Genomic DNA, 22,633 nt, shown 5'->3' with positions numbered 1-22,633 from the left:
ATTTATGTCAGAACAAATCTACGGCATTCATGCTGTTAATAGTATTTTAACTCATTCACCAGAACGTTTAATTGAAGTCTTCGTACTTAAAGGCCGTGAAGATAAACGTCTACAGCCACTCTTAAACGAGCTTTATTCCCTAGGAATTGGTGTGCAATTCGTTAATCGACAAACCCTTGATAAAAAAGCCGATGGAGAGGTTCATCAAGGTGTTATTGCTCGAGTACAAGCGGCAAAAGAACTTAATGAAAATGATCTTGATGAAGTTCTTGCGAATAAACAAAATCCTCTTTTATTAGTTTTAGATGGCGTGACGGATCCACACAACTTGGGTGCCTGCCTGAGAACAGCTGATGCGGCTGGCGCAGTGGCAGTGATCGTACCAAAAGATAAATCGGCACAATTAACGTCTATCGCGCGTAAAGTTGCTTGTGGTGCAGCAGAAACCGTGCCGTTAATTCGTGTAACCAATCTTTCTCGCACACTACGCGATTTACAGCAAAATCATAATATTTGGGTAGTCGGCACTGCTGGCGAAGCCACTGAAACCATTTATCAAAGCAAACTGACAGGGCCACTAGCACTTGTTATGGGAGCTGAAGGCGAAGGAATGCGCCGTTTAACGCGTGAACATTGCGATCAACTGATTAGCATTCCAATGGCTGGTTCAGTTTCATCATTAAATGTATCTGTCGCAACAGGGGTATGTTTATTTGAAATTGTGCGTCAGCGTTTAGCATACATTTAAGTTGGAAGCGTTGTAAATTTCACCACTCTTTTATTTTCCTTTTTCGTTAAAGAAAATAAATTCCCTCAAAAGGTTGAAAAATAGGGGGATTTATTGCGATAATCTAAACCATTTCGGGAAAATCTTTTTAACTACTGAAGTTTATTTTGGCTTGTTTATTTTTTGTTAGAAAGATTAGATTTTTATTTCACCTTTAAACTAGATAAGAACAATGGCGGAAAAACGTAATATTTTTTTAGTAGGGCCAATGGGGGCAGGAAAAAGCACGATTGGTCGTCAGTTAGCGCAACAGTTAAATATGGATTTTGTTGATTCAGATGCCGTAATTGAAGAACGTGCTGGCGCAGATATTAGCTGGATTTTTGATCTGGAAGGCGAAGAGGGCTTCCGCAAACGTGAAGAACGTATTCTTAACGAACTCACACAAATGCAGGGGATTGTCCTGTCTACTGGTGGAGGTGCTGTGCTTTCTAAAGATAGCCGTAATTATTTATCTGCACGTGGTATTGTAATTTATTTAGAAACTACTGTAGAAAAACAATTTCAACGTACTCAGCGTGACAAAAAACGTCCACTGTTGCAAGGCGCAGAAGATCCTCGTCAAGTATTGGAAGACTTAGCAAAAATTCGTAATCCACTTTATGAGGAAGTAGCTGACATCACCCTACCTACGGATGAGCAAAATGCCAAAGTAATGGTAAACCAGATTGTTGATCTCATTGATAATATGAATGGATTAAATGGCGCACTTTAAGTGTGTCTAAGGATAAATTTATGCTGTGCGTAAACGTGGAATTACAGGAGCGTCGTTACCCAATTTTAATTGGTAATGGACTATTGCAAGATGAACGCAGTTATCCGGTTAAGCGAGGAGATCGCGTGATGATTGTGACGAATCCCACGGTAGCACAGTTTTACTTAGATACGGTAACATTTGCGCTAAAAAAACGCGGGTGCGAAGTCGATCATGTTCTTTTGCCCGATGGTGAGAAGTATAAAACGCTTGAATCCTTAAATTTAATTTTTACTGCGCTTTTACAAGGTAATCATGGGCGTGATACAACAATTATGGCACTAGGTGGTGGTGTGATTGGTGATGTGGCAGGATTTGCCGCAGCAAGTTATCAACGAGGAGTACGATTAATTCAAATTCCAACCACTTTACTTTCCCAAGTGGATTCTTCTGTTGGAGGAAAAACAGCAGTGAATCATGAACTTGGGAAAAATATGATCGGTGCATTTTATCAACCCTCTATGGTTATTATTGATACGCATACTCTTGGCACGTTACCAAAACGTGAAGTAAATGCGGGGTTGGCTGAAGTAATAAAATATGGCGCAATTTTAGATTACGAATTTTTTGAATGGCTTGAAGCTCATATTGATGAGCTTGTTGCATTAAATAACGAATCCCTACAACATTGTATTGCTCGTTGCTGTCAAATTAAAGCGGATGTAGTTGCTCGTGATGAAACAGAAAAAGGTGATCGAGCTTTACTTAATCTTGGTCATACCTTTGGACATGCGATTGAAACTCATCTCGGCTATGGTAACTGGCTCCATGGTGAAGCGGTATCTACCGGAATGATGATGGCTGCCGCGCTTTCCGAGCAGTTGGGTGATATTTCTGTGGCAGATGTTTCACGCTTAGAAAAATTACTCGCACGCGCTAATTTGCCCACCTTATCACCGGATTCGATGCAGCCGGAGGACTATCTACCGCATATGATGCGAGATAAAAAAGTTCTAGCAGGTAAGTTGCGTCTGGTGTTACTTAAATCACTAGGTCAAGCTTATATAGCAACTGATACTGATAAGGATCTTGTGTTAAACGCTATTAAGCGTTGTACCCAAATGGACTAAGATGTTACGTCCAAAAAAACATTCCCTAAAACCGAAACTTAAACACCGTCCATTTTTGAAATGGGCTGGTGGGAAGTTTCGTTTAACAGATGAAATTAATAATATCTTTCCTAAGAGAAAACAATGTCTTATTGAACCGTTCGTCGGAGCAGGGGCCGTTTTTTTAAACTCAAATTTTGAGCGCTATATTTTGGCTGATATTAATCCTGATTTAATTAATCTTTTTAATATAGTGAAAGAAAATGTAGATGTTTACATTGAGGCTTGTAAAACCATTTTTTTTGCCCCTAATGCGAATGATCCTGATTACTACTATGACAAACGTCGCCAATTTAATGCTTCAACTGATCCTTTTGAACGATCTGTGCTTTTTCTCTACTTAAATCGCTTTGGGTTTAATGGACTATGTCGTTATAACAGCAAAAATGAATTTAATGTGCCTTTTGGCGCATATAAAACGCATTATTTCCCAGAGAACGAGTTACGTTATTTTGCACATAAGGCACAAAGTGCAATATTTTTATGTGGCGATTTTCAGCAAACATTTGCATTAGCTGATAAAGATTCGGTGATTTACTGCGATCCGCCTTATGCTCCCTTATTGCAGGATTCAAATTTTACGAGCTATGCGGGTAATGAGTTTAGTTGTGAGCATCAACGCATTTTAGCTGAACTCGCAAAATTCACACAAAAAGAAAAACAAATTCCGGTTTTAATATCTAACCACGATACCAAATTTACCCGAGAAATTTATAAGGGGGCTAAATTTAAACGTGTGAAAGTACAACGTTCGATTAGCCAGAGCTCAGAAAAACGAGTAAAAGTAAGAGAGTTGATTGCGATTTTTAAGGTGTAATCTTTGATAGCTCAGGGTTTATAACGATATCCAATTTTATGATTTGTGGAAAATCCTCTTGAATTAATTTTATAAGTTCAGTTTGACGAAATAAGATTCCTTGACGCACTATTGCATTCGATACTTCTAAAAAAAGACTATTACCGTTAACGGAACCAATACGAAATTTTCCGTGAAATTCCTGTGGAAAAATGCGGTTAAATTTTTGATTAAGTTCATTGATGGCAAGGCCTTTTTTCATTATTTGGGCGAAGGGTGATTGCTCAAGCACATCCATAATATTGACTGCTTTTTGATAACGTTCAGCCTTGTTTTCCATAAAGTCTGCCCCCATAAATGACATTAGTTTAGATTTCCGCTACAATACACGCAATTTTCATAATAAACAACGAGACGATGATTTCAGGCACTGTCAAACCGACTTTTTGGTCGCGATTACTTTTAAGTATCATCGCGATTTTTGCTTTGCCTAACGCACAAAGTTTTGAAAATCAAAATAATGCGGAAAATTATTCCTCGAGTGTTTCAATTCAACAAGCGTTAGAGACGGTAAAAGTTGCACGTGAAGTGCAACGACAAGCCATTCCTCAACCTTCAATTTCCCCCCAAACTGAAAAACAACTTAAAATTCAACCGCACTTTTTAGCTGATGCGTTGAATCCTAGTGCGCCAATTCGAGCAGGCCCTTTGCTTATTTAATTTTTCTGTTTTTTGTGAAGAATATTGCTATTGAAATAGCGATATTTTTAAAAAATTATTGTGCATGAAATAAAGTTTTTCATACGCATTTAACTATTTAACTTATATATTTAAAAAGAGAAATTATGAGCATTTTAACGAAAATTTTTGGCAGCCGTAACGACCGTATTTTACGTAAATTAAGAAAACAAGTTGCAAAAATCAATAAATTAGAACCTGAGTTTGAAGCTCTCACAGATGAACAACTTCGTGCAAAAACAGATGAATTCCGTCAACGTTTAAGTGCGGGCGAAACTTTGCAACAAATTTTACCAGAAGCATTCGCAACGGTACGTGAAGCAAGTAAGCGCGTGCTTGGTATGAGACATTTTGATGTTCAGCTTATTGGTGGGATGGTATTGACTAATCGCTGTATCGCAGAAATGCGCACTGGTGAAGGTAAAACATTAACGGCGACTTTGCCTTGTTATTTAATCGCACTTGAAGGTAAAGGCGTTCATGTTGTGACGGTGAATGATTATCTTGCTCGCCGAGATGCAGAAACAAACCGTCCGTTATTTGAATTTTTGGGCATGAGTGTAGGCGTAAATATTCCTGGTTTACCGCCGGAAGAAAAACGTGCCGCTTATGCAGCAGATATTACTTATGCAACCAATAGTGAACTTGGTTTTGACTACTTACGTGACAACTTAGCTCACTCAAAAGAAGAGCGTTTCCAACGTACTTTAGGGTATGCGCTGGTGGATGAAGTAGATTCCATCTTAATTGATGAAGCCCGTACGCCATTGATTATTTCTGGTCAAGCGGAAGACAGTTCTGCGCTTTATATTGCAGTCAATAAACTGATTCCAAACTTAATTAAACAGGAAAAAGAAGATACAGAAGAATATCAAGGCGAAGGGGACTTTACTTTAGATCTTAAATCTAAACAGGCACACTTAACAGAACGTGGCCAAGAAAAAGTGGAAGATTGGTTGATTGCGCAAGGTTTAATGCCTGAAGGGGATTCTTTGTACTCTCCTGGTCGAATCGTATTGCTTCATCATGTTATGGCAGCCTTGCGTGCGCACACATTGTTTGAAAAAGATGTCGATTACATTGTGAAAGATGGTGAAATCGTGATTGTTGATGAACATACTGGTCGAACAATGGCTGGGCGTCGTTGGTCAGATGGTTTACATCAAGCCATTGAGGCAAAAGAAGGGGTTGAAATTAAGAGTGAAAACCAAACTGTTGCGTCAATCTCTTACCAAAACTACTTCCGTTTATATGAGCGTCTTGCGGGTATGACGGGGACTGCGGATACCGAAGCGTTTGAGTTCCAACAAATTTACGGATTGGAAACCGTTGTGATTCCAACAAACCGCCCAATGATTCGTGATGATCGCACAGATGTGATGTTTAAAAATGAACAATATAAATTTAATGCGATTATTGAAGATATCAAAGATTGTGTAGAACGCCAGCAACCAGTATTAGTGGGGACGATTTCAGTAGAAAAATCGGAAGAGTTATCTAAGGCTTTAGATAAAGCGGGTATCAAACACAATGTGTTGAATGCGAAATTCCACCAACAAGAAGCGGAAATCGTGGCAGAAGCGGGTTATCCTGGTGCGGTGACTATCGCAACGAATATGGCGGGGCGCGGTACGGATATTATCCTTGGTGGTAACTGGAAAGCGCAGGCTGCCAAATTAGAAAATCCAACTCAAGAACAAATTGAAGCGCTTAAAGCTGAGTGGGAAAAGAACCACGAGATCGTAATGAAAGCAGGTGGTTTGCATATTATCGGTACGGAGCGTCATGAATCTCGCCGTATCGATAACCAGTTGCGTGGTCGTTCTGGTCGTCAAGGTGACCCTGGATCTTCTCGTTTCTATCTTTCTTTGGAAGATGGCTTAATGCGCATTTATTTAAATGAGGGTAAACTCAATTTAATGCGTAAAGCGTTCACCGTGCCTGGTGAGGCTATGGAATCGAAAATGTTGGCGAAAGTGATTGCATCTGCTCAAGCAAAAGTTGAGGCTTTCCATTTCGATGGCCGTAAAAACCTACTTGAATATGATGATGTTGCAAATGACCAACGTCATGCAATTTATGAGCAACGCAATTATTTGCTTGATAATGATGATATTTCTGAAACTATCAACGCAATTCGCCACGATGTATTTAATAGCGTGATTGATCAATATATTCCACCGCAATCTTTGGAAGAACAATGGGATATTAAAGGGCTTGAAGAACGTTTAGCTCAAGAGTTTGGTATGGAATTACCAATTTCTCATTGGCTGGAAGAAGACAATAATCTTCACGAAGAAAACTTGCGTGAACGCATCGTAGAAGTCGCCGAAAAAGAATATAAAGAAAAAGAAGCGCTAGCTGGTGAAGAAACCATGCGCAACTTTGAAAAAGGCGTCATGTTACAAACCTTAGATGAGCTTTGGAAAGAACACCTAGCTGCGATGGATTATTTGCGCCAAGGTATTCATTTACGCGGTTATGCGCAAAAAGATCCAAAACAAGAGTATAAAAAAGAATCTTTCCGTATGTTTACGGAAATGTTGGATTCTTTAAAACACCACGTCATCACGACGTTAACGCGTGTACGTGTGCGTACTCAAGAAGAAATGGAAGAAGCTGAACGTGTTCGTCAGGAGATGGCTGCTCGTATCAATCAAAATAATTTACCTGTGGATGAAAATGGTCAGGCAATCCAAAATTCAGATTCTGAAGATTATTCAGATCGTCGCATTGGACGCAATGAGCCTTGTCCTTGTGGTTCAGGAAAAAAATATAAGCATTGTCATGGTAGTCGTGCTGCTCGCCATTAATGATTAGCCAAAGTGCGGTGATTTTTCACCGCACTTTTTTCATAGATGCTATTGGATAGAAGAAATGGATAAAAAAATTATACAAGTTTCTGCAGGTATTATTCGTAATGAGTTTGGTCAGATCTATTTAACGCAGCGTTTAGAAGGACAGGATTTTGCGCAATCTTTAGAATTTCCAGGTGGAAAAGTGGATGCGGGGGAAACCCCAGAACAGGCTTTAAAACGTGAACTGGAAGAGGAAATTGGCATTGTGGTATTAAATGCTGAACTTTACGAGCGCTTCCAATTTGAATATCCAACAAAGATTATTTCTTTTTTCTTTTATGTTGTAGATGAATGGATTGGTGAGCCTTTTGGGCGAGAAGGGCAAGAAGGTTTTTGGGTTGAGCAACGTGCATTAGATGCAGGACAGTTCCCGCCAGCTAATGCAAAATTAATTCAGCGATTACTGAATGAAGCGAATAATTATCTTTAAAATAAACCCCAGTTTTTAGCTGGGGTTTATTTTTAATCTATTGCTTGCAAGGAATGTGAATTCACAGCTGAAAAATAGTGCTCTACAAACAAATTTTTACAGATAAATCAGCGAGTTTAATCCACACTTCATCGCTAAATTCTTGCTTAGCAAGACGTTCTATATTGGCGAGCTCTTGAATAATTTCGTAGAGCTTTTGGTAGGTTAAACGTTGAATCGCACTTAAAAAGAGCGGTCGGTGATTTTGCCAGATTTTTAGACGATCAAATTCAGTCTTAATTTGTTGAGTTGGAAGTTTTTCCGTTGTCATAATACGTTGCTGTGGTTTGGTGAGTTCAAGCAACGTAAATAATTCTCGCTGTAGTGTGCGTAATAAAATAACAGGTTGCACATCTTCAGCTTGTAACCCTTTTAAAATACGTTTAGCGCGATTTGCTTTTCCTATTAACAAAGCATCAATCCATTGAAATGGTGTAAAAATCGAGGATTGTTCTACGACGCTAATTACTCGATTGTAGTTAAGTTTATGGTCAGGGTAGAGCAAATCTAAAAGCTGCAGAGCTTGTTTGAGCGCGAGCAGGTTATTCTCATAACTGTAACAAAGTTGTTGGATTGCTTCATCATCAGCTTCTAACCCCATCGCTTTGGTACGATTTTTTACCCAGCGAGGGAGATTTTCAGCCGTAGGTGTTTGGCAATTTACAAGAATCGCACTGGTTTCATATTGGTTTAGTTCAACAAACCATGCTTGGTTTTCATTTGCTTTTGCTAGCTTTGCAATTTGTAAAATCAGCAAGATATCGTCATGTAGAACCGAAATAAATTCTTGCAGATTTTTCTGTAAAAGTGCGGTGAAATTTTCAGGTAAATTTAATACCATGACTTGTTTATTAAAAAACAATCCCATGGACTGACAGGATTCTATGAGTTGTGCCCAGTCAGTTTGGCTATCAATCTGAATGTTATTTTTCTCATCGAATCCTTGTTGGTTGGCTGTTTTATAAATGGCATCTTTACTTTCACTCAGTAACAATGGATCTTGCCCTACCAAAAAGTAAACTTTGGCTAAACGTTGGGAAAGATGTTGATTAAGTTGCTCAGGGAAGATGCGATTCATTATTTGTTTTTCACTTGTTTTTCTAATGCAACCATTTTAGTAATGAGCTGACGTGCAGCTTGTTCTCGCATATCATTCCAAATTACTTCTCGTTCGCTAGATTTAGCTAATGCTGCGCGAGAGTTATCAAAGAAAGTGCGGTTGACTTTTGCCGTGATTGGGTGACTTTCACCATTCGCTAAACGAATACTTGCTTCCACTTCTAACATCAATACTTTTTCAGCTTCGCGTCCGCGTTTAAAGACGGAGGCTACTTCATCATTTGTGCGGAATTTATTTATGCGCAAAACAGGAATGCCTTGAGTCGAATTGACGAGTTGAACATTATTCGCTTGTAACTGATTGCGCATCGCTACTGACATTTCGCTGTATGGATCGGGGCTTTCAAATGTAAGAGTTCGTAATTCTTGTGGAATTAATGTACCGTTTTGAAAATGCCAGCCGCAAGCAGAAAGCGCGGTAATGCTTGCTACAATGAACAATGCTTTGATTGATTTAATCATAAAAATTACCTTTATTATGGAGTGTATAAATTTAAAATCCATACACTAATAAAGATAGAATCTGTGAAATATCAATATTCCACAGATTCTACGGATTATAGTTTAACCACAAAATTCAACATTTTTAATGGAATATAGATTTCTTTAAGGATTTCTTTTCCATCAAGGAATTTTGCAACATTAGGATCTGTTTTGGCTGCCTCTTTAATTTCTTCTTCTGAAGAGGTTGCTGGGACAGTCACTTTTCCACGAACTTTGCCATTTACTTGCACAACAATGAGTTTTTCATCTTCTACCATTGCGGCTTCATCAGCTTTCACCCATTCAGCGGTATCGATGTTGCTTTCATTTCCTAGTGCTTGCCATAATTCAAAGCAGATATGTGGCGTAATTGGATAAAGCATACGAACAACTGCACTTAATGCTTCCGCCATGACCGCTCGATCTTGATCGCTTTCTAAGGAAGCCTTAGTCAGTTTATTCATCAACTCCATTACTGCTGCAATTGCAGTATTAAATGTTTGACGGCGACCAATATCATCGCTCACTTTCGCAATCGTTTTATGTATTTCACGGCGAAGCGCTTTTTGCGCTGTTGAAAGTGCGGTGATATCTAGGCTAGTTTTTGCTGGATTTTGTTGATATTGATATACCAAGTTCCAAACACGCCCTAAGAAACGTTTCGCACCTTCTACGCCAGATTCTTGCCATTCCAAGGTCATTTCTGCTGGAGAGGCAAACATCATAAACAGACGAACGGTATCGGCACCATATTTTTCTACCATTTCTTGTGGGTCAATACCGTTATTTTTGGATTTCGACATTTTGGTCATGCCACTGTGGACTAGTTCACGCCCTTCAGGATCGGTGGCTTTAATGATGCGACCTTTCTCATCACGCTCAAGGGTCACTTGAGTTGGGCTTACCCAAATACGCTCATTGGTTGGACTGGTGTAGTAGAAGGCATCTGCAAGCACCATACCTTGACATAATAATTTATCGGCTGGTTCGTCACTGGTTACAAATCCTGCATCACGCAATAATTTGTGGAAGAAACGGAAGTAGAGCAAGTGCATTGTTGCGTGTTCAATACCACCGATATATTGATCCACTGGTAACCAATAGTTTGCTTCTTCCGCATCAAGCATGCCATTTTGATATTGTGGACAAGTGTAGCGAGCGTAATACCAAGAGGATTCCATAAAGGTATCAAAGGTATCCGTTTCTTTTAACGCTGGTGCGCCGTTAAGCGTTGTTTTTGCCCAATTAGGATCAGCTTTAATTGGACTTTTCACGCCATCCATTACCACATCTTCAGGCAGAATAATAGGTAAATCTTCCATTGGTGCAGGTACTACATCGCCATTTTCAAGGGTTAGCATCGGAATTGGAGCGCCCCAATAACGTTGGCGAGAAACACCCCAGTCACGTAAACGATAATTAACTTGACGTTTTCCAACACCTAATTTTTCTAATTTATCCGCAATGCCGTTGAAAGCACCATCAAAATCTTTACCATTAAATTCAGCTGAGTTAACGAGTTTGCCGTGTTCAGTAAAGGCTTGTTTGGTTAAATCAATTTCTTCATCAGCAATGGGTTCAATAACTTGCTTGATTTGTAAACCGTATTTTTGAGCAAATTCAAAGTCACGTTGGTCGTGAGCTGGAACCGCCATTACTGCGCCAGTACCGTAGTGCATTAATACGAAATTCGCAACCCAAATTGGTAATTTTTCACCTGTCAATGGATGAATGGCAAATAAGCCTGTTGCCATTCCTTTTTTCTCCATTGTCGCAAGATCAGCTTCTGCCACTTTTGCGTTTTTCGCTTCTTGGATAAAGGTGGCTAATTCAGGATTATTTTGAGCAGCTAAACTTGCTAATGGATGTGCTGCCGCAATGCCTAAATAACTCACACCGTAAAAGGTATCTGGACGCGTGGTGTAAACCGCTACTTTTTCGTTGGTATCTGCAACATCAAAAGTAATTTCTACCCCTTCAGAACGACCAATCCAGTTGCGCTGCATGGTTTTTACCATGTCAGGCCATTGTGGAAGGGTATCTAAACCACCTAATAATTGCTCTGCATAGTCAGTAATTTTGATAAACCATTGTGGGATTTCTTTTTGTTCCACAGGTGTATCACAACGCCAGCAACAACCTTCGTGTACTTGCTCGTTTGCGAGTACGGTTTCATCATTCGGACACCAGTTTACTGTTGAGGTTTTTTTGTACACTAAGCCTTTTTTGTAAAGCTCAGTGAAGAACCATTGTTCCCATTTGTAGTATTCTGGTTTACAGGTTGCGATTTCACGATCCCAGTCGAAACCAAAGCCTAAAAGCTGAAGTTGTTTTTTCATGTAGGCAATGTTTTCGTACGTCCATTTAGCTGGCGCAGTTTTGTTTTTAATTGCGGCACCTTCTGCCGGTAAGCCGAAAGCATCCCAACCAAATGGTTGCAATACGTTTTTACCTAGCATACGTTGATAACGAGAAATTACATCACCAATAGTGTAGTTGCGCACATGCCCCATATGCAGGCGGCCAGAAGGATACGGGAACATAGAAAGACAGTAATATTTTTCTTTAGATTCGTCTTTGATTGCTTTGAAAACTTTATTTTCTGCCCAATATTGTTGAACCTTTGGTTCGACCATATCGGGGCGATATTGTTCTTGCATAAAATCACCTTAAATTTTAACCGCACTTTTGCAGCATTTTGACAATAGAAAATGTGGCATAGAATACCGTAAAACGGCATAAATTGATAGGGTTGGAGATCAAAGTGCGGTGATTTTTTTCTTTGTTTTTACAATAGATTTTGAATTTCTTTTGGAATTAATTTGGGGTCAGGAATCCAAACTTGTTTGTGTCTGCTCAATTCCCCTTTTTCTAAAATAATACTGCTTTTGGGCACTTTGAAGGATTTACTTAAAAATTTCAATAAATGCGCATTTGCTTGACCATCAACAGGTGGCGCAGTAATGGTAATTTTTAGTTCATCATCGTGAATGCCAGCAATATGATCTTTACTGGCTTTTGGCTGTAAGAATATTCTTAATCTAATACCGTCTTTATTTTGTTCAATCGCAGACATAAATTCTTCGTTTTGTTTATTTTTCTTTATTATAGAAATGAATTATGTAAAAAATAAAGTGTGGATTAGGGCTCGCTAATCCATAGCAAGCAAATACAACTTATGATATAGTTCACAGCCGAATTTATAGGGATCTTTTTATAATAAAAATAATGATAGAACTCGATCAAAACAATATTCCAAAACACGTTGCCATTATTATGGATGGTAATGGGCGGTGGGCAAAACAGAAAAATAAAATGCGTATTTTTGGCCATACTAATGGCGTATCTGCCGTTCGCCGAGCAGTAAGTTATGCTCGCCAAACAGGAGTAAATTTTCTTACACTTTATGCCTTTAGTAGCGAAAACTGGAATCGACCAGAGCAAGAAGTCAGCGCGTTAATGACGCTTTTTATGCAAGCTTTAGATCGCGAAGTGAAAAAATTACATAAAAATAATATTCGTCTGAAAATTATTGGCGATGTATCTCGTTTTAGTGAATCTTTACAAGAAAAAATTGCAAAAGCGGAAAATTTAACAGAAAAAAATACCGCACTTACGCTTAATATTGCTGCAAATTACGGTGGTTGTTGGGATATTGTGCAAGCAGCAAAACAACTCGCAGAAAAAGTAAAAAATAATGAAATGAGCGTTGACGAGATTGATGAAATTGCTTTTCAGCGTCATTTGGTTACACAAGATGAACCACCAGTTGATCTATTGATTCGAACCAGTGGTGAACAACGAATTAGTAATTTTTTATTATGGCAAATTGCATATGCAGAACTTTATTTTTCTGATGTGCTGTGGCCAGATTTTGATGAGGCGGAATTTAACCGCGCCATCGCCTGTTATCAACAACGTCATCGCCGTTTTGGTGGGACAGAATAATTCATAAATGGATTAAAATTATGCTTAAACAACGAGTTTTATCTGCCATTGTGTTAATCGTAGCGGTGTTATGTGTGCTATTTTTATTCACGCCTTTTTATTTTGCCCTCGCTTTAGGAACTGTAGCGACTTTAGGCATTTGGGAATGGACTCAGTTTGCCCGCCTTAAACAGCCTTTAGCGCGTTTTTGTGTTGCAGCCTTTTTAGGCGCCTTTATTTTTTTATGGCTCTACACTGAGGGCAACTATTTAGATGCAGGTCGCGTGTTTGAACAGCATCTTCAGCTTTTATTAATGAACGCTGTTGGTTGGTGGATTTTAGCTTTATTACTTGTGGTGAGTTATCCTAAATCAGCTAAATTTTGGTCTAAAAATCCTCTTTTACAGCTTTTATTTGCCTTTTCTACTTTAATCCCATTTATCGCGGGGGTATTACGTTTACGTTTAGAACACTATACCCATGATCCTTATCACGGCTTATTTTTATTACTTTACGTGTTTGTGCTTGTTTGGGCAGCTGATTCAGGCGCTTATTTTAGCGGACGCGCATTTGGTAAACGTAAACTTGCGCCTAAAGTTTCACCGGGTAAAAGCTGGGAAGGTGTTGTTGGTGGCTTAATTACAGCGTTAGTGCTTGCTTTTGTATTTATTCATTTCTCTGGCGATGCTTTAGTTGGTGAGCGAAATATCACTGGATTCGTTATCCTTTCCGTTGCAACAGTTGCAATTTCAGTATTGGGCGATTTAACTGAAAGCATGTTTAAACGTGAGTCTGGTGTGAAAGACAGCAGCCAATTGATTCCTGGTCATGGTGGTGTATTAGATCGTATTGATAGCTTGACTGCCGCGGTACCTTTTTTCAGCTACTTCTATTTCTTTATGTTATAAGGATTCTGAATGTCATTTTTGTGGTCGCTAGGTTCTTTTATCATTGCTATTGCGGTATTAGTATCCGTTCACGAATATGGTCACTTTTGGGCTGCTAGAAAGTGCGGTATAAAAGTCCATCGTTTTTCAATTGGCTTTGGTAAGGTAATTTGGAAACGTATCGATAAGCATGGTACAGAATTTGCGGTTTCAATGATTCCTTTAGGCGGCTATGTAAAAATGCTTGATGGACGCAATGAAGAGGTTCCAGTTGAACAAAAGCCACAAGCATTTGACAGTAAAAGCGTATTACAACGCGTATTTGTGATTATTGCAGGCCCTTTGGCGAATTTTATTTTCGCGATTTTTGCCTATTGGGTCATCTACCTTTATGGAATGCCAAGTGTTAAACCTGTAATTGAATCGATAACGCCAAGTTCAATCGCTGCACAAGCGCACATTGAACCTAATACACAAATTCTAGCGGTTGATGGCGAAAAAACTCAAGATTGGGAAACCATCAATATGCTACTTGCCACAAAAATGGGGGAGCCTAATGTTGAGATTACCCTTTCTTCTTTTGGTTCCAATATTGAACAACAACGAACTTTAAATCTTACAAATTGGACTTTTGATCCTGAAAAAGAAAGTTCGTTTGAGGCATTAGGCATTATGCCTATGCGTCCTAAAGTGGAAATGGTGCTTTCTAAAGTTGTTCAAGGTTCTCCAGCTGAGAAAGCAGGTTTACAAATCGGTGATAAAATTTTAAAAGAAAATTTAACCGCACTTACTTGGCAAGATTTTATAAAACAGGTCGAACAAGGCGAATCTTTTTCTATTAAAGTTGAACGTAATGGGGAAACGCTTGACAAAATTATCAGTCCAGTGCGTAATCAGAGTGGAAAATGGTTTGTAGGCGTGAGTCCTACTTTTATAAAATTAGGTGATGAGTACCGCACAGAGTTAAAATATGGTATTCTTGAATCAGTTCAAAAAGGTATTGAAAAAACAACTCAGCTTTCTCTTTTAACATTAAAAGTATTAGGAAAACTGATTAGCGGTGATTTGTCATTAAATAATTTAAGTGGGCCAATTTCTATTGCTAAAGGTGCGGGAGCATCATCAAGTATTGGATTCATTTATTTTTTGAGTTTTATGGCATTAGTCAGTGTTAATTTGGGTATTATGAATCTATTTCCATTGCCTGTGTTAGATGGTGGCCATTTGGTTTTTCTTGCAGTTGAAGCAATAAAAGGAAAACCTATTTCTGAACAGGTACAAAATGTCTGTTATCGAATTGGTGCGGTGTTGTTGCTAACATTAACAGCGTTTGCGTTATTTAATGATTTTTTACGTCTATAATTTTTATATAGGATACAGTCGATGAAAAAACTTCTCATAGCAAGTTTATTATTCGGTACAACGGTAAGCGCATTGGCTGCGCCTTTCGTTGCTAAAGAAATTCGTATTGAAGGTGCGCAAGGTGACCTAGAGCAGTCTATTCTTGCAAGTTTGCCTGTGCGAGCAGGACAGCGTGTAACAGATCAAAATGTTGCTAATATTGTTCGCTCGTTATTCGTTAGTGGACAGTTCGATGATGTTAAAGCTCGTCAAGACGGGGATGCGTTAGTTGTCAGTGTGGTTGCAAAACCGATTATTGCAGATGTTCAAGTTAAAGGAAGTTCTGCAATTCCAGCTGATGTAATTAAACAGAATTTAACCCAGAGTGGTATAGCAACTGGCGCGGTACTTAATAGAACAATATTAAATGAGTTTGTTAAAGCCGTTAAAAGAGATGGTTATGAAGCCAAAGGGCGTTATAACGCAAAAGTTGAAGCGATAGTGAATACATTACCGAATAACCGTGCAGAGGTTATTGTTCAAATTGATGAAGATGATACTGCAAAATTAGATTCGGTAACTTTTAATGGAAATGAATCAGTAAGTAGTAGCACACTTCAAGAACAAATGGAATTACAGCCGGATGCTTGGTGGAAATTGTGGGGCAATAAATTTGAAGGTGAGCAATTTGGTAAAGATTTGCAAGCAATTGAAGAGTATTACCATAATAACGGTTATGCAAAAGCGCACATTACCAAGCAAGATGTTCAGCTAAATGATGAAAAAAAACGTGTTACTGTTTCTATTGATATAAATGAAGGGCAGAAATATGATTTACGTGCTGCCCGTATTGTCGGTAATGTTGGCGGTATGGCAACAGAACTTGAGCCTTTACTTTCAAAATTGCATTTAAATGATACTTATCGTCGTAGCGATATTGTTGATATAGAGAATGCTATTAAAGCAAAATTAGGAGAGCGAGGCTATGGCAGTGCAACGGTTAATTCAGTGCCTGATTTTGATGAAGAAAATAAAACGTTAGCCATTACTTTTGTAGTTGATGCAGGTCGTCGTTTAACGGTTAGAGAGGTTCGTTTTGAAGGTAATACCGTTTCTGCGGATAGTACATTGCGCCAGGAAATGAGACAACAAGAAGGAACTTGGTATAATTCCCAACTTGTTGAATTAGGAAAAGTTCGTTTAGATCGTACGGGCTTTTTTGAAACTGTAGAAAGTAAAATTACCCCAGTTCAAAACAGTTCTGATGAAGTCAATGTTATTTATAAAGTAAAAGAACGTCAAACAGGTAGTATCAATTTTGGTATTGGTTATGGTACAGAAAGTGGTATTAGTTATCAGGCAAGTGTTAAACAAGATAACTTTTTGGGTACTGGTGCGGCAGTAAGCCTTGGTGGAACCAAAAATGATTACGGCACAAGCCTTAATCTTGGTTATACAGAGCCTTATTTTACTAAGGATGGTGTAAGCCTTGGTGGTAACGTATTCTTTGAAAATTATGATAATTCAAAAAGTGAGACTTCATCTACTTATAAACGTACTACCTATGGTGGAAACCTTACTTTAGGCTTCCCTGTTAACGAAAATAATTCATATTATATGGGTTTAGGCTACACCTATAATAAGATTAGTAATTTTGCGAGAGAATATAATCGTGATTTGTATCTATCATCAATGAATTTTAATGGAAATTCTATTAAAACAGATGATTTTGATTTTTCATTTGGGTGGAACTATAACAGTCTGAATAGAGGTTATTTCCCTACAGAAGGGGTAAAAGCAACGCTTGGCGGTCGTGTTACGGTACCTGGTTCTGATAACAAATATTATAAATTAAGTGCAGATATCCAAGGATTCTATCCACTCGATCGAGATCATCGTTGGGTTATTTCGGCAAAAGCATCAGCGGGTTATGCGAATGGGTTTGGTAATAAACGTTTACCGTTTTATCAAACTTATACCGCGGGTGGTATTGGTTCATTACGTGGCTTTGCTTATGGCGCAATAGGGCCTAATGCTATTTATGATAGAAAAAATATGCGGGGAGATAATCCCGATTGGGTTCCAAGTACCGATGTTGTTGGTGGTAATGCGATTACAACAGCAAGTGCTGAATTAATTGTGCCAACACCATTTGTCGGAGATAAGGGGCAAAATTCGGTGAGAACATCTTTGTTTGTAGATGCAGCAAGTGTGTGGAACACTAAATGGAAAGCTGAGGATAAGGCTAAATTTGCTAATTTGCCAGATTATAGTTCACCTAGTCGTATTCGAGCATCTGCTGGTGTAGGTTTCCAATGGCAATCGCCAATTGGACCGTTGGTTTTCTCTTACGCAAAACCGATTAAGAAATATGAATATGATGATGTAGAACAATTCCAATTTAGTATTGGTGGTTCATTTTAATAAATTGAACTTTTTGTCATATTATCATTCAAAGAAAACGTTCTGTACTAAGTTTATTTTAGTGTAGAGAATATTAATAACTAACTAATTAAGGAAATTTATAAAATGAAAAATGTTGTAAAAGTAACCGCACTTGCATTAGGTATCGCACTTGCTTCAGGCTATGCGGCTGCTGAGGAAAAAATTGCTTTCATTAATGCAGGTTATGTTTTCCAAAACCATCCAGATCGTCAAGCTGTTGCAGATAAATTAGATGCAGAATTTAAACCTGTTGCTGATAAATTAGCTGCAAGCAAAAAAGAAATTGATGATAAAATTGTTGCAGCACGTAAAAAAGTAGAAGCAAAAGCAGCAGCATTAGAAAAAGATGCGGCACGTTTAAGTAAAGCTGATATTCAAAAACGTCAAGATGAAATTAATAAACTCGCTGCTTCTGAAGACGCTTCATTACAAAAATTGATGCAAGAACAAGATAAAAAAGTGGCTGAATTTCAAGCTCAAAATGAAAAACGTCAAGCCGAAGAGCGTGGTAAATTGCTAGATAGTATTCAAACTGCAACAAATAATTATGCAAAAGCAAATGGTTATAGCTATGTGCTTGATGCAAATTCAGTCGTATTTGCAGTAGAGGGTAAAGACATTAGTGATGCTGTGTTAAAAACAATTCCTGCAACACAAAAAACAGAAGAGAAAAAATAATAGGCTTTATTAATCATGTTAAAAACCTATTCTTTACAAGAATTGGCAACTCAAATCGGCGCTACTGTTCGCGGTAACGCCGATGTCGTTGTAGAAAATATCGCTCCTCTTGATAAGGCTCAATGTCATCAGCTTACCTTTATTTCTAATGCAAAGTTCCGTTCTTTATTAAAAGATTCTAAGGCAGGTATCTTGGTTGTATCCGAAGCAGATGTAGAGTTTTGTTCACCTGAAAGCAATTTATTAATCGTAAAAGATCCTTATGTAGCTTACGCAATTTTAGCTCAATATATGGATAGCACACCAAAGGCTGCGCAAGGCATTGCAAAAAGTGCGGTAATTTTTGATAGTGCTTCTTTAGGTGAGAATGTTTCAATTGGCGCCAATGCAGTGATTGAGGAAGGTGTTGTACTTGGTGATAACGTGATCATTGGTGCAAACTGCTTTGTTGGTAAAAATACCAAGATAGGTTCAGGCACTCAACTTTGGGCTAATGTAACTGTTTACCATAACGTTGAGATTGGTACTAATTGCTTAATTCAATCAGGAACAGTCATCGGTAGTGATGGTTTTGGTTACGCAAATGATCGTGGACGTTGGATTAAAATTCCACAAGTTGGTCAGGTAATTATTGGTAATAATGTTGAAATAGGTGCTTGCACTTGTATTGATCGTGGTGCTTTAGATGCAACTGTTATTGAGGATAATGTTATTATTGATAATCTTTGTCAAATTGCCCATAACGTACATATTGGTACCGGCACCGCGGTTGCGGGAGGGGTCATTATGGCTGGAAGCTTAACAGTTGGGCGGTATTGCTTAATTGGTGGTGCGAGTGTAATCAATGGTCATATGGAAATCTGCGATAAGGTAACTATTACAGGTATGGGAATGGTGATGCGTCCAATTACTGAGCCTGGCGTCTATTCATCTGGTATTCCATTGCAAACGAACAAAGCATGGCGTAAAACTGCGGCATTAACTTTGGGAATTGATGAAATAAATAAACGTGTGAAAGCGTTAGAAAAGAAGATTAATTAATTTATTGTAGAGCGCACCAACTTTTATGGTGCGTTTTATTTTTAGCCGTAAATATCGTATAATCCGAGTGATTTTATTTGTTTATTTTTTGTAAGGTGTCAACGTGTCAGAACAACAACCAAGAGTGATCGAATCAAAAGAAATTATGACTTTATTACCACATCGCTATCCATTTTTATTAGTGGATCGCGTATTGGATTTTAAAGAAGGCGAATGGTTAAAAGCGATTAAAAATATCAGCGTCAATGAGCCTTGTTTCACAGGTCACTTCCCTGGCGAACCTATTTTACCGGGCGTTTTAATTTTAGAAGCTTTGGCACAAGCAATGGGCATTTTAGCCTTTAAAACTCACGAATTAAAAGGCGGTGAGCTATTCTATTTCGCAGGTATTGATGAAGCGCGCTTTAAACGCCCAGTGTTACCTGGAGATCAAATGGAATTAAACGTTCAAGTGATTAAAGAACGCCGTGGCATCACTGCATTTACTGGTGTTGCAACCGTAAACGGTGAAATTTCTTGTGAAGCAAAACTAATGTGCGCTCGTCGTTAATTAAGGGGGTAAATATGATCCACCCAAATGCAAAAATCCATCCTACAGCCTTAGTTGAAGAAGGCTCAGTTATTGGTGAAGGTGTTGTTATTGGGCCTTTCTGTATTGTTGAAGGCACCGTTGAAATTAAAGCTCGCACTGTATTGAAATCTCACGTTGTCGTACGTGGTGATACGGTTATTGGCGAAGATAACGAAATCTATCAATTCGCTAGCATTGGTGAGGTGAACCAAGATTTAAAATATAACGGCGAAGCAACTAAAACTATTATTGGTAATGGCAACCGAATTCGTGAACATGTGACAATCCATCGTGGAACCATCCAAGGCGGTGGCGTAACCTCTATTGGCAATAACAATTTATTAATGGTGAATGTTCACGTTGCACACGATTGCCAAATTAAAAACAACTGTATTTTAGCAAACAATGCAACGCTTGCAGGTCACGTAGAATTAGATGATTTCGTCATTGTTGGTGGCATGTCAGCAATTCACCAATTTGTGATCGTTGGCGCACACGTCATGTTAGGCGGCGGTTCTATGGTAAGCCAAGATGTACCTCCTTACGTTATGGCACAAGGCAACCACGCCCGTCCATTTGGCGTAAACTTAGAAGGTTTAAAACGTCGTGGTTTTGATAAACCAACCATGCACGCAATCCGTAACGTTTATAAGATGATCTATCGTAGCGGCAAAACGCTCGAAGAAGTATTGCCAGAAATTGAGCAAATTGCGGAAACCGATTCAGCAATTAGTTTCTTTGTTGAATTTTTCAAACGTTCAACTCGCGGTATTATTCGTTAATAAAGTATCTCTGTTTTCAACCGCACTTTGCACACCAAGGTGCGGTTATTTTTTAGGATAAATTTGATGAACAAAACAAATCCAACCATTGCTCTTGTTGCAGGAGAAGTATCTGGTGATATTCTCGGTGCTGGTTTAATTCGCCAGCTCAAAGCTCATTATCCTAATGCTCGCTTTATTGGCATTGCTGGCCCAAGAATGTTGGCTGAAGGCTGTGAGACGCTTGTCGATATGGAAGAGCTTTCAGTCATGGGGTTGGCTGAAATTTTGAAACATCTTCCTCGTCTGTTGAAAATTCGCAAAAATGTCATTCAAACCATGTTGCAAGAAAAACCTGATGTTTACATCGGCATTGATGCACCTGATTTTAATTTGGATGTAGAACTCAAGCTCAAAGCAAACGGAATTAAAACTATTCATTACGTAAGCCCCTCTGTATGGGCGTGGCGTCAAAATCGCATTCACAAAATTGCCAAAGCGACTCATCAAGTTCTTGCCTTTTTGCCTTTTGAGAAAGCCTTTTACGATAAATTTAATGTGCCTTGCCGTTTTATTGGACACACAATGGCAGATGCTATTCCTCTCAAACCAAACCGTGTCGAAGCTTGCCAAATGCTACAGCTTGATCCCGCAAAGCGCTATTTAGCTATCTTAGTTGGAAGTCGTGGTTCAGAAGTGGAGTTTTTGACTGAGCCTTTCTTGAAAACCGCTTTATTGTTAAAAGAACAATTTCCTGATTTACAATTCCTAGTCCCTTTGGTGAACGAAAAACGACGAATTCAATTTGAAGCTATTAAAGCTAAAATTGCGCCAAACCTAGACCTGCATTTAATTGATGGCAATGCACGACAAGCAATGATCGTAGCTGATGCAACACTTCTTGCTTCAGGAACAGCAGCGCTTGAAGCAATGCTTTGTAAATCCCCTATGGTGGTTGGCTATAGAATGAAACCACTGACCTATTTCTTAGCAAAACGTTTAGTAAAAACTGATTATATTTCTTTACCAAACTTGCTTGCGAATGAAATGCTCGTTCCTGAAATGATTCAAGAAGAATGCACGCCAGAATTGCTCGCTGAAAAACTATCTGCTTATCTTTCTGATGATGAAAGTGCAGTAAAAAATCGCCATGTTTTAATTCAGCACTTCATAGATTTACACCAAAAAATTCAATGCAATGCCGATAAGCAAGCGGCTCAAGCAGTCATTGATTTATTAGAAGGAACAGAAAATGTTTGAATATCCACAAGGCTATGAATTGATCGCTGGCGTTGATGAAGTTGGGCGAGGCCCTCTAGTTGGGGCTGTTGTCACGGCAGCCGTTATTTTAGATCCGAATAAGCCAATTGAAGGCCTCGCTGATTCTAAAAAACTTTCTGAGAAAAAACGTTTAGCCCTTGCTGAAGAAATCAAAGAAAAAGCTCTTGCTTGGGCATTAGGTCGAGCTGAAGCTAACGAAATTGACGAGATAAATATCCTGCAAGCCTCCTTATTAGCAATGACTCGAGCAGTAAAATCTTTAAAAATTCAACCGCACTTTGTGTTGGTTGATGGCAATAAGATCCCAAAAGATTTAGATATTCCAGCGCAAGCCGTCGTAAAAGGCGATAGCCTTGTGGCGGAAATCAGTGCAGCCTCTATTTTGGCGAAAGTGGCACGAGACCAAGAAATGGAAGAATTAGACAAGCAATATCCAGAATACGCTTTCGCCCAGCATAAAGGCTATCCAACCAAATTACATTTAGAAAAATTAGCTGAACTTGGCGTGTTACCGCAACATCGTCGTAGTTTTACACCTGTTAAAAAGGTATTGGAAACTAAATTTACTGATAAATAGATATATACACT

At 38.7% G+C, this 22,633-nt stretch carries 22 protein-coding genes; 17 read left to right on the top strand and 5 right to left on the bottom strand.

The genetic code is table 11. The features are described from left to right. Positions 1–4: 4 nt before the first annotated feature. The 4 genes from rlmB to A9501_RS07260 all read left to right on the top strand — a co-directional run bounded on the left by rlmB (position 5) and on the right by A9501_RS07260 (position 3,467). Positions 5–748, top strand: coding sequence for a 23S rRNA (guanosine(2251)-2'-O)-methyltransferase RlmB (gene rlmB, locus A9501_RS07275; protein WP_065265410.1), 744 nt, complete (start codon positions 5–7; stop codon positions 746–748). A gap of 211 nt (positions 749–959) precedes the next feature. After that, on the top strand, positions 960–1,502 hold the full coding sequence (gene aroK, locus A9501_RS07270; RefSeq protein ID WP_065265409.1) for a shikimate kinase AroK: 543 nt from the start codon (positions 960–962) through the stop codon (positions 1,500–1,502). Positions 1,503–1,522: 20 nt separating this feature from the next. After that, entirely contained in the window at positions 1,523–2,611 is a 1,089-nt protein-coding gene (gene aroB / locus A9501_RS07265) for a 3-dehydroquinate synthase (RefSeq protein WP_065265408.1), read from the top strand. A 1-nt stretch (position 2,612) separates the two neighbouring features. Continuing rightward, positions 2,613–3,467, top strand: a complete 855-nt coding sequence (locus tag A9501_RS07260; protein WP_065265407.1) for a Dam family site-specific DNA-(adenine-N6)-methyltransferase — start codon at positions 2,613–2,615, stop codon at positions 3,465–3,467. Here the strand turns inward: A9501_RS07260 and A9501_RS07255 are convergent. Then, positions 3,457–3,786 carry a DciA family protein gene (locus A9501_RS07255; protein ID WP_065265487.1) on the bottom strand — a complete coding sequence of 110 codons (330 nt, stop codon included), beginning with the start codon at positions 3,784–3,786 and terminating at the stop codon, positions 3,457–3,459. The two genes, A9501_RS07260 and A9501_RS07255, sit on opposite strands and share 11 nt — an antisense overlap. Positions 3,787–3,863: 77 nt before the next feature. On the opposite strand from A9501_RS07255, the gene secM reads away from it, so the two are divergent. From secM to mutT, 3 genes are all read left to right on the top strand, one after another. Further along, positions 3,864–4,166: a secA translation cis-regulator SecM gene (secM, locus tag A9501_RS07250; protein ID WP_065265406.1), complete on the top strand. Its 303-nt coding sequence runs from the start codon at positions 3,864–3,866 to the stop codon at positions 4,164–4,166. Between the two features lie 125 nt (positions 4,167–4,291). After that, on the top strand, positions 4,292–6,997 hold the full coding sequence (gene secA / locus A9501_RS07245) for a preprotein translocase subunit SecA (protein ID WP_065265405.1): 2,706 nt from the start codon (positions 4,292–4,294) through the stop codon (positions 6,995–6,997). A gap of 64 nt (positions 6,998–7,061) precedes the next feature. Continuing rightward, a complete protein-coding gene (gene mutT, locus A9501_RS07240; protein WP_048952774.1) occupies positions 7,062–7,472 on the top strand; it encodes an 8-oxo-dGTP diphosphatase MutT in 411 nt (136 codons plus the stop codon). A gap of 82 nt (positions 7,473–7,554) precedes the next feature. Here mutT and holA read toward each other — a convergent pair whose 3' ends face one another. From holA to yggU, 4 genes are all read right to left on the bottom strand, one after another. Beyond that, positions 7,555–8,589, bottom strand: coding sequence for a DNA polymerase III subunit delta (gene holA / locus A9501_RS07235; protein ID WP_048952775.1), 1,035 nt, complete (start codon positions 8,587–8,589; stop codon positions 7,555–7,557). Continuing rightward, positions 8,589–9,092: an LPS-assembly lipoprotein LptE gene (locus A9501_RS07230; RefSeq protein WP_048952776.1), complete on the bottom strand. Its 504-nt coding sequence runs from the start codon at positions 9,090–9,092 to the stop codon at positions 8,589–8,591. Before A9501_RS07230 ends, holA begins: the two co-directional genes overlap by 1 nt. Positions 9,093–9,187: 95 nt before the next feature. Further along, positions 9,188–11,773 (bottom strand): leucine--tRNA ligase, encoded by a 2,586-nt coding sequence (gene leuS / locus A9501_RS07225; RefSeq protein WP_048952777.1) that lies wholly within the window; start codon positions 11,771–11,773, stop codon positions 9,188–9,190. 128 nt (positions 11,774–11,901) lie between these two features. Then, on the bottom strand, positions 11,902–12,189 hold the full coding sequence (gene yggU, locus A9501_RS07220) for a DUF167 family protein YggU (RefSeq protein WP_005627500.1): 288 nt from the start codon (positions 12,187–12,189) through the stop codon (positions 11,902–11,904). Between the two features lie 152 nt (positions 12,190–12,341). On the opposite strand from yggU, the gene uppS reads away from it, so the two are divergent. The 10 genes from uppS (at position 12,342) to rnhB (ending at position 22,622) form a co-directional block, all read left to right on the top strand. Further along, entirely contained in the window at positions 12,342–13,061 is a 720-nt protein-coding gene (gene uppS, locus A9501_RS07215; protein ID WP_065265404.1) for a polyprenyl diphosphate synthase, read from the top strand. A 20-nt stretch (positions 13,062–13,081) separates the two neighbouring features. Then, on the top strand, positions 13,082–13,948 hold the full coding sequence (locus A9501_RS07210; protein ID WP_065265403.1) for a phosphatidate cytidylyltransferase: 867 nt from the start codon (positions 13,082–13,084) through the stop codon (positions 13,946–13,948). 9 nt (positions 13,949–13,957) lie between these two features. Continuing rightward, positions 13,958–15,289 carry a sigma E protease regulator RseP gene (gene rseP, locus A9501_RS07205; protein ID WP_065265402.1) on the top strand — a complete coding sequence of 444 codons (1,332 nt, stop codon included), beginning with the start codon at positions 13,958–13,960 and terminating at the stop codon, positions 15,287–15,289. A 21-nt stretch (positions 15,290–15,310) separates the two neighbouring features. After that, complete coding sequence (gene bamA, locus A9501_RS07200; RefSeq protein WP_065265401.1) at positions 15,311–17,692, top strand: outer membrane protein assembly factor BamA; 2,382 nt, start codon at positions 15,311–15,313, stop codon at positions 17,690–17,692. A 105-nt stretch (positions 17,693–17,797) separates the two neighbouring features. Next, a complete protein-coding gene (locus A9501_RS07195; protein WP_048952783.1) occupies positions 17,798–18,391 on the top strand; it encodes an OmpH family outer membrane protein in 594 nt (197 codons plus the stop codon). A 15-nt stretch (positions 18,392–18,406) separates the two neighbouring features. Beyond that, entirely contained in the window at positions 18,407–19,432 is a 1,026-nt protein-coding gene (gene lpxD, locus A9501_RS07190; protein WP_065265400.1) for a UDP-3-O-(3-hydroxymyristoyl)glucosamine N-acyltransferase, read from the top strand. A gap of 145 nt (positions 19,433–19,577) precedes the next feature. Continuing rightward, positions 19,578–19,982 carry a 3-hydroxyacyl-ACP dehydratase FabZ gene (gene fabZ, locus A9501_RS07185; protein WP_065265486.1) on the top strand — a complete coding sequence of 135 codons (405 nt, stop codon included), beginning with the start codon at positions 19,578–19,580 and terminating at the stop codon, positions 19,980–19,982. A 14-nt stretch (positions 19,983–19,996) separates the two neighbouring features. Next, on the top strand, positions 19,997–20,785 hold the full coding sequence (gene lpxA / locus A9501_RS07180) for an acyl-ACP--UDP-N-acetylglucosamine O-acyltransferase (RefSeq protein WP_065265399.1): 789 nt from the start codon (positions 19,997–19,999) through the stop codon (positions 20,783–20,785). 66 nt (positions 20,786–20,851) lie between these two features. After that, positions 20,852–22,024 (top strand): lipid-A-disaccharide synthase, encoded by a 1,173-nt coding sequence (gene lpxB / locus A9501_RS07175; protein WP_065265398.1) that lies wholly within the window; start codon positions 20,852–20,854, stop codon positions 22,022–22,024. Next, on the top strand, positions 22,017–22,622 hold the full coding sequence (rnhB, locus tag A9501_RS07170) for a ribonuclease HII (protein WP_065265397.1): 606 nt from the start codon (positions 22,017–22,019) through the stop codon (positions 22,620–22,622). Before lpxB ends, rnhB begins: the two co-directional genes overlap by 8 nt. Positions 22,623–22,633: the final 11 nt, after the last annotated feature.

The sequence above is a fragment of the Haemophilus sp. CCUG 66565 genome (assembly GCF_001679495.1).
Taxonomy (GTDB): Bacteria; Pseudomonadota; Gammaproteobacteria; order Enterobacterales; family Pasteurellaceae; genus Haemophilus; species Haemophilus haemolyticus_K.
The sequence above is the reverse complement of the archived record's forward strand: the minus strand, read 5'-3'. Positions and strand labels throughout refer to the sequence as shown.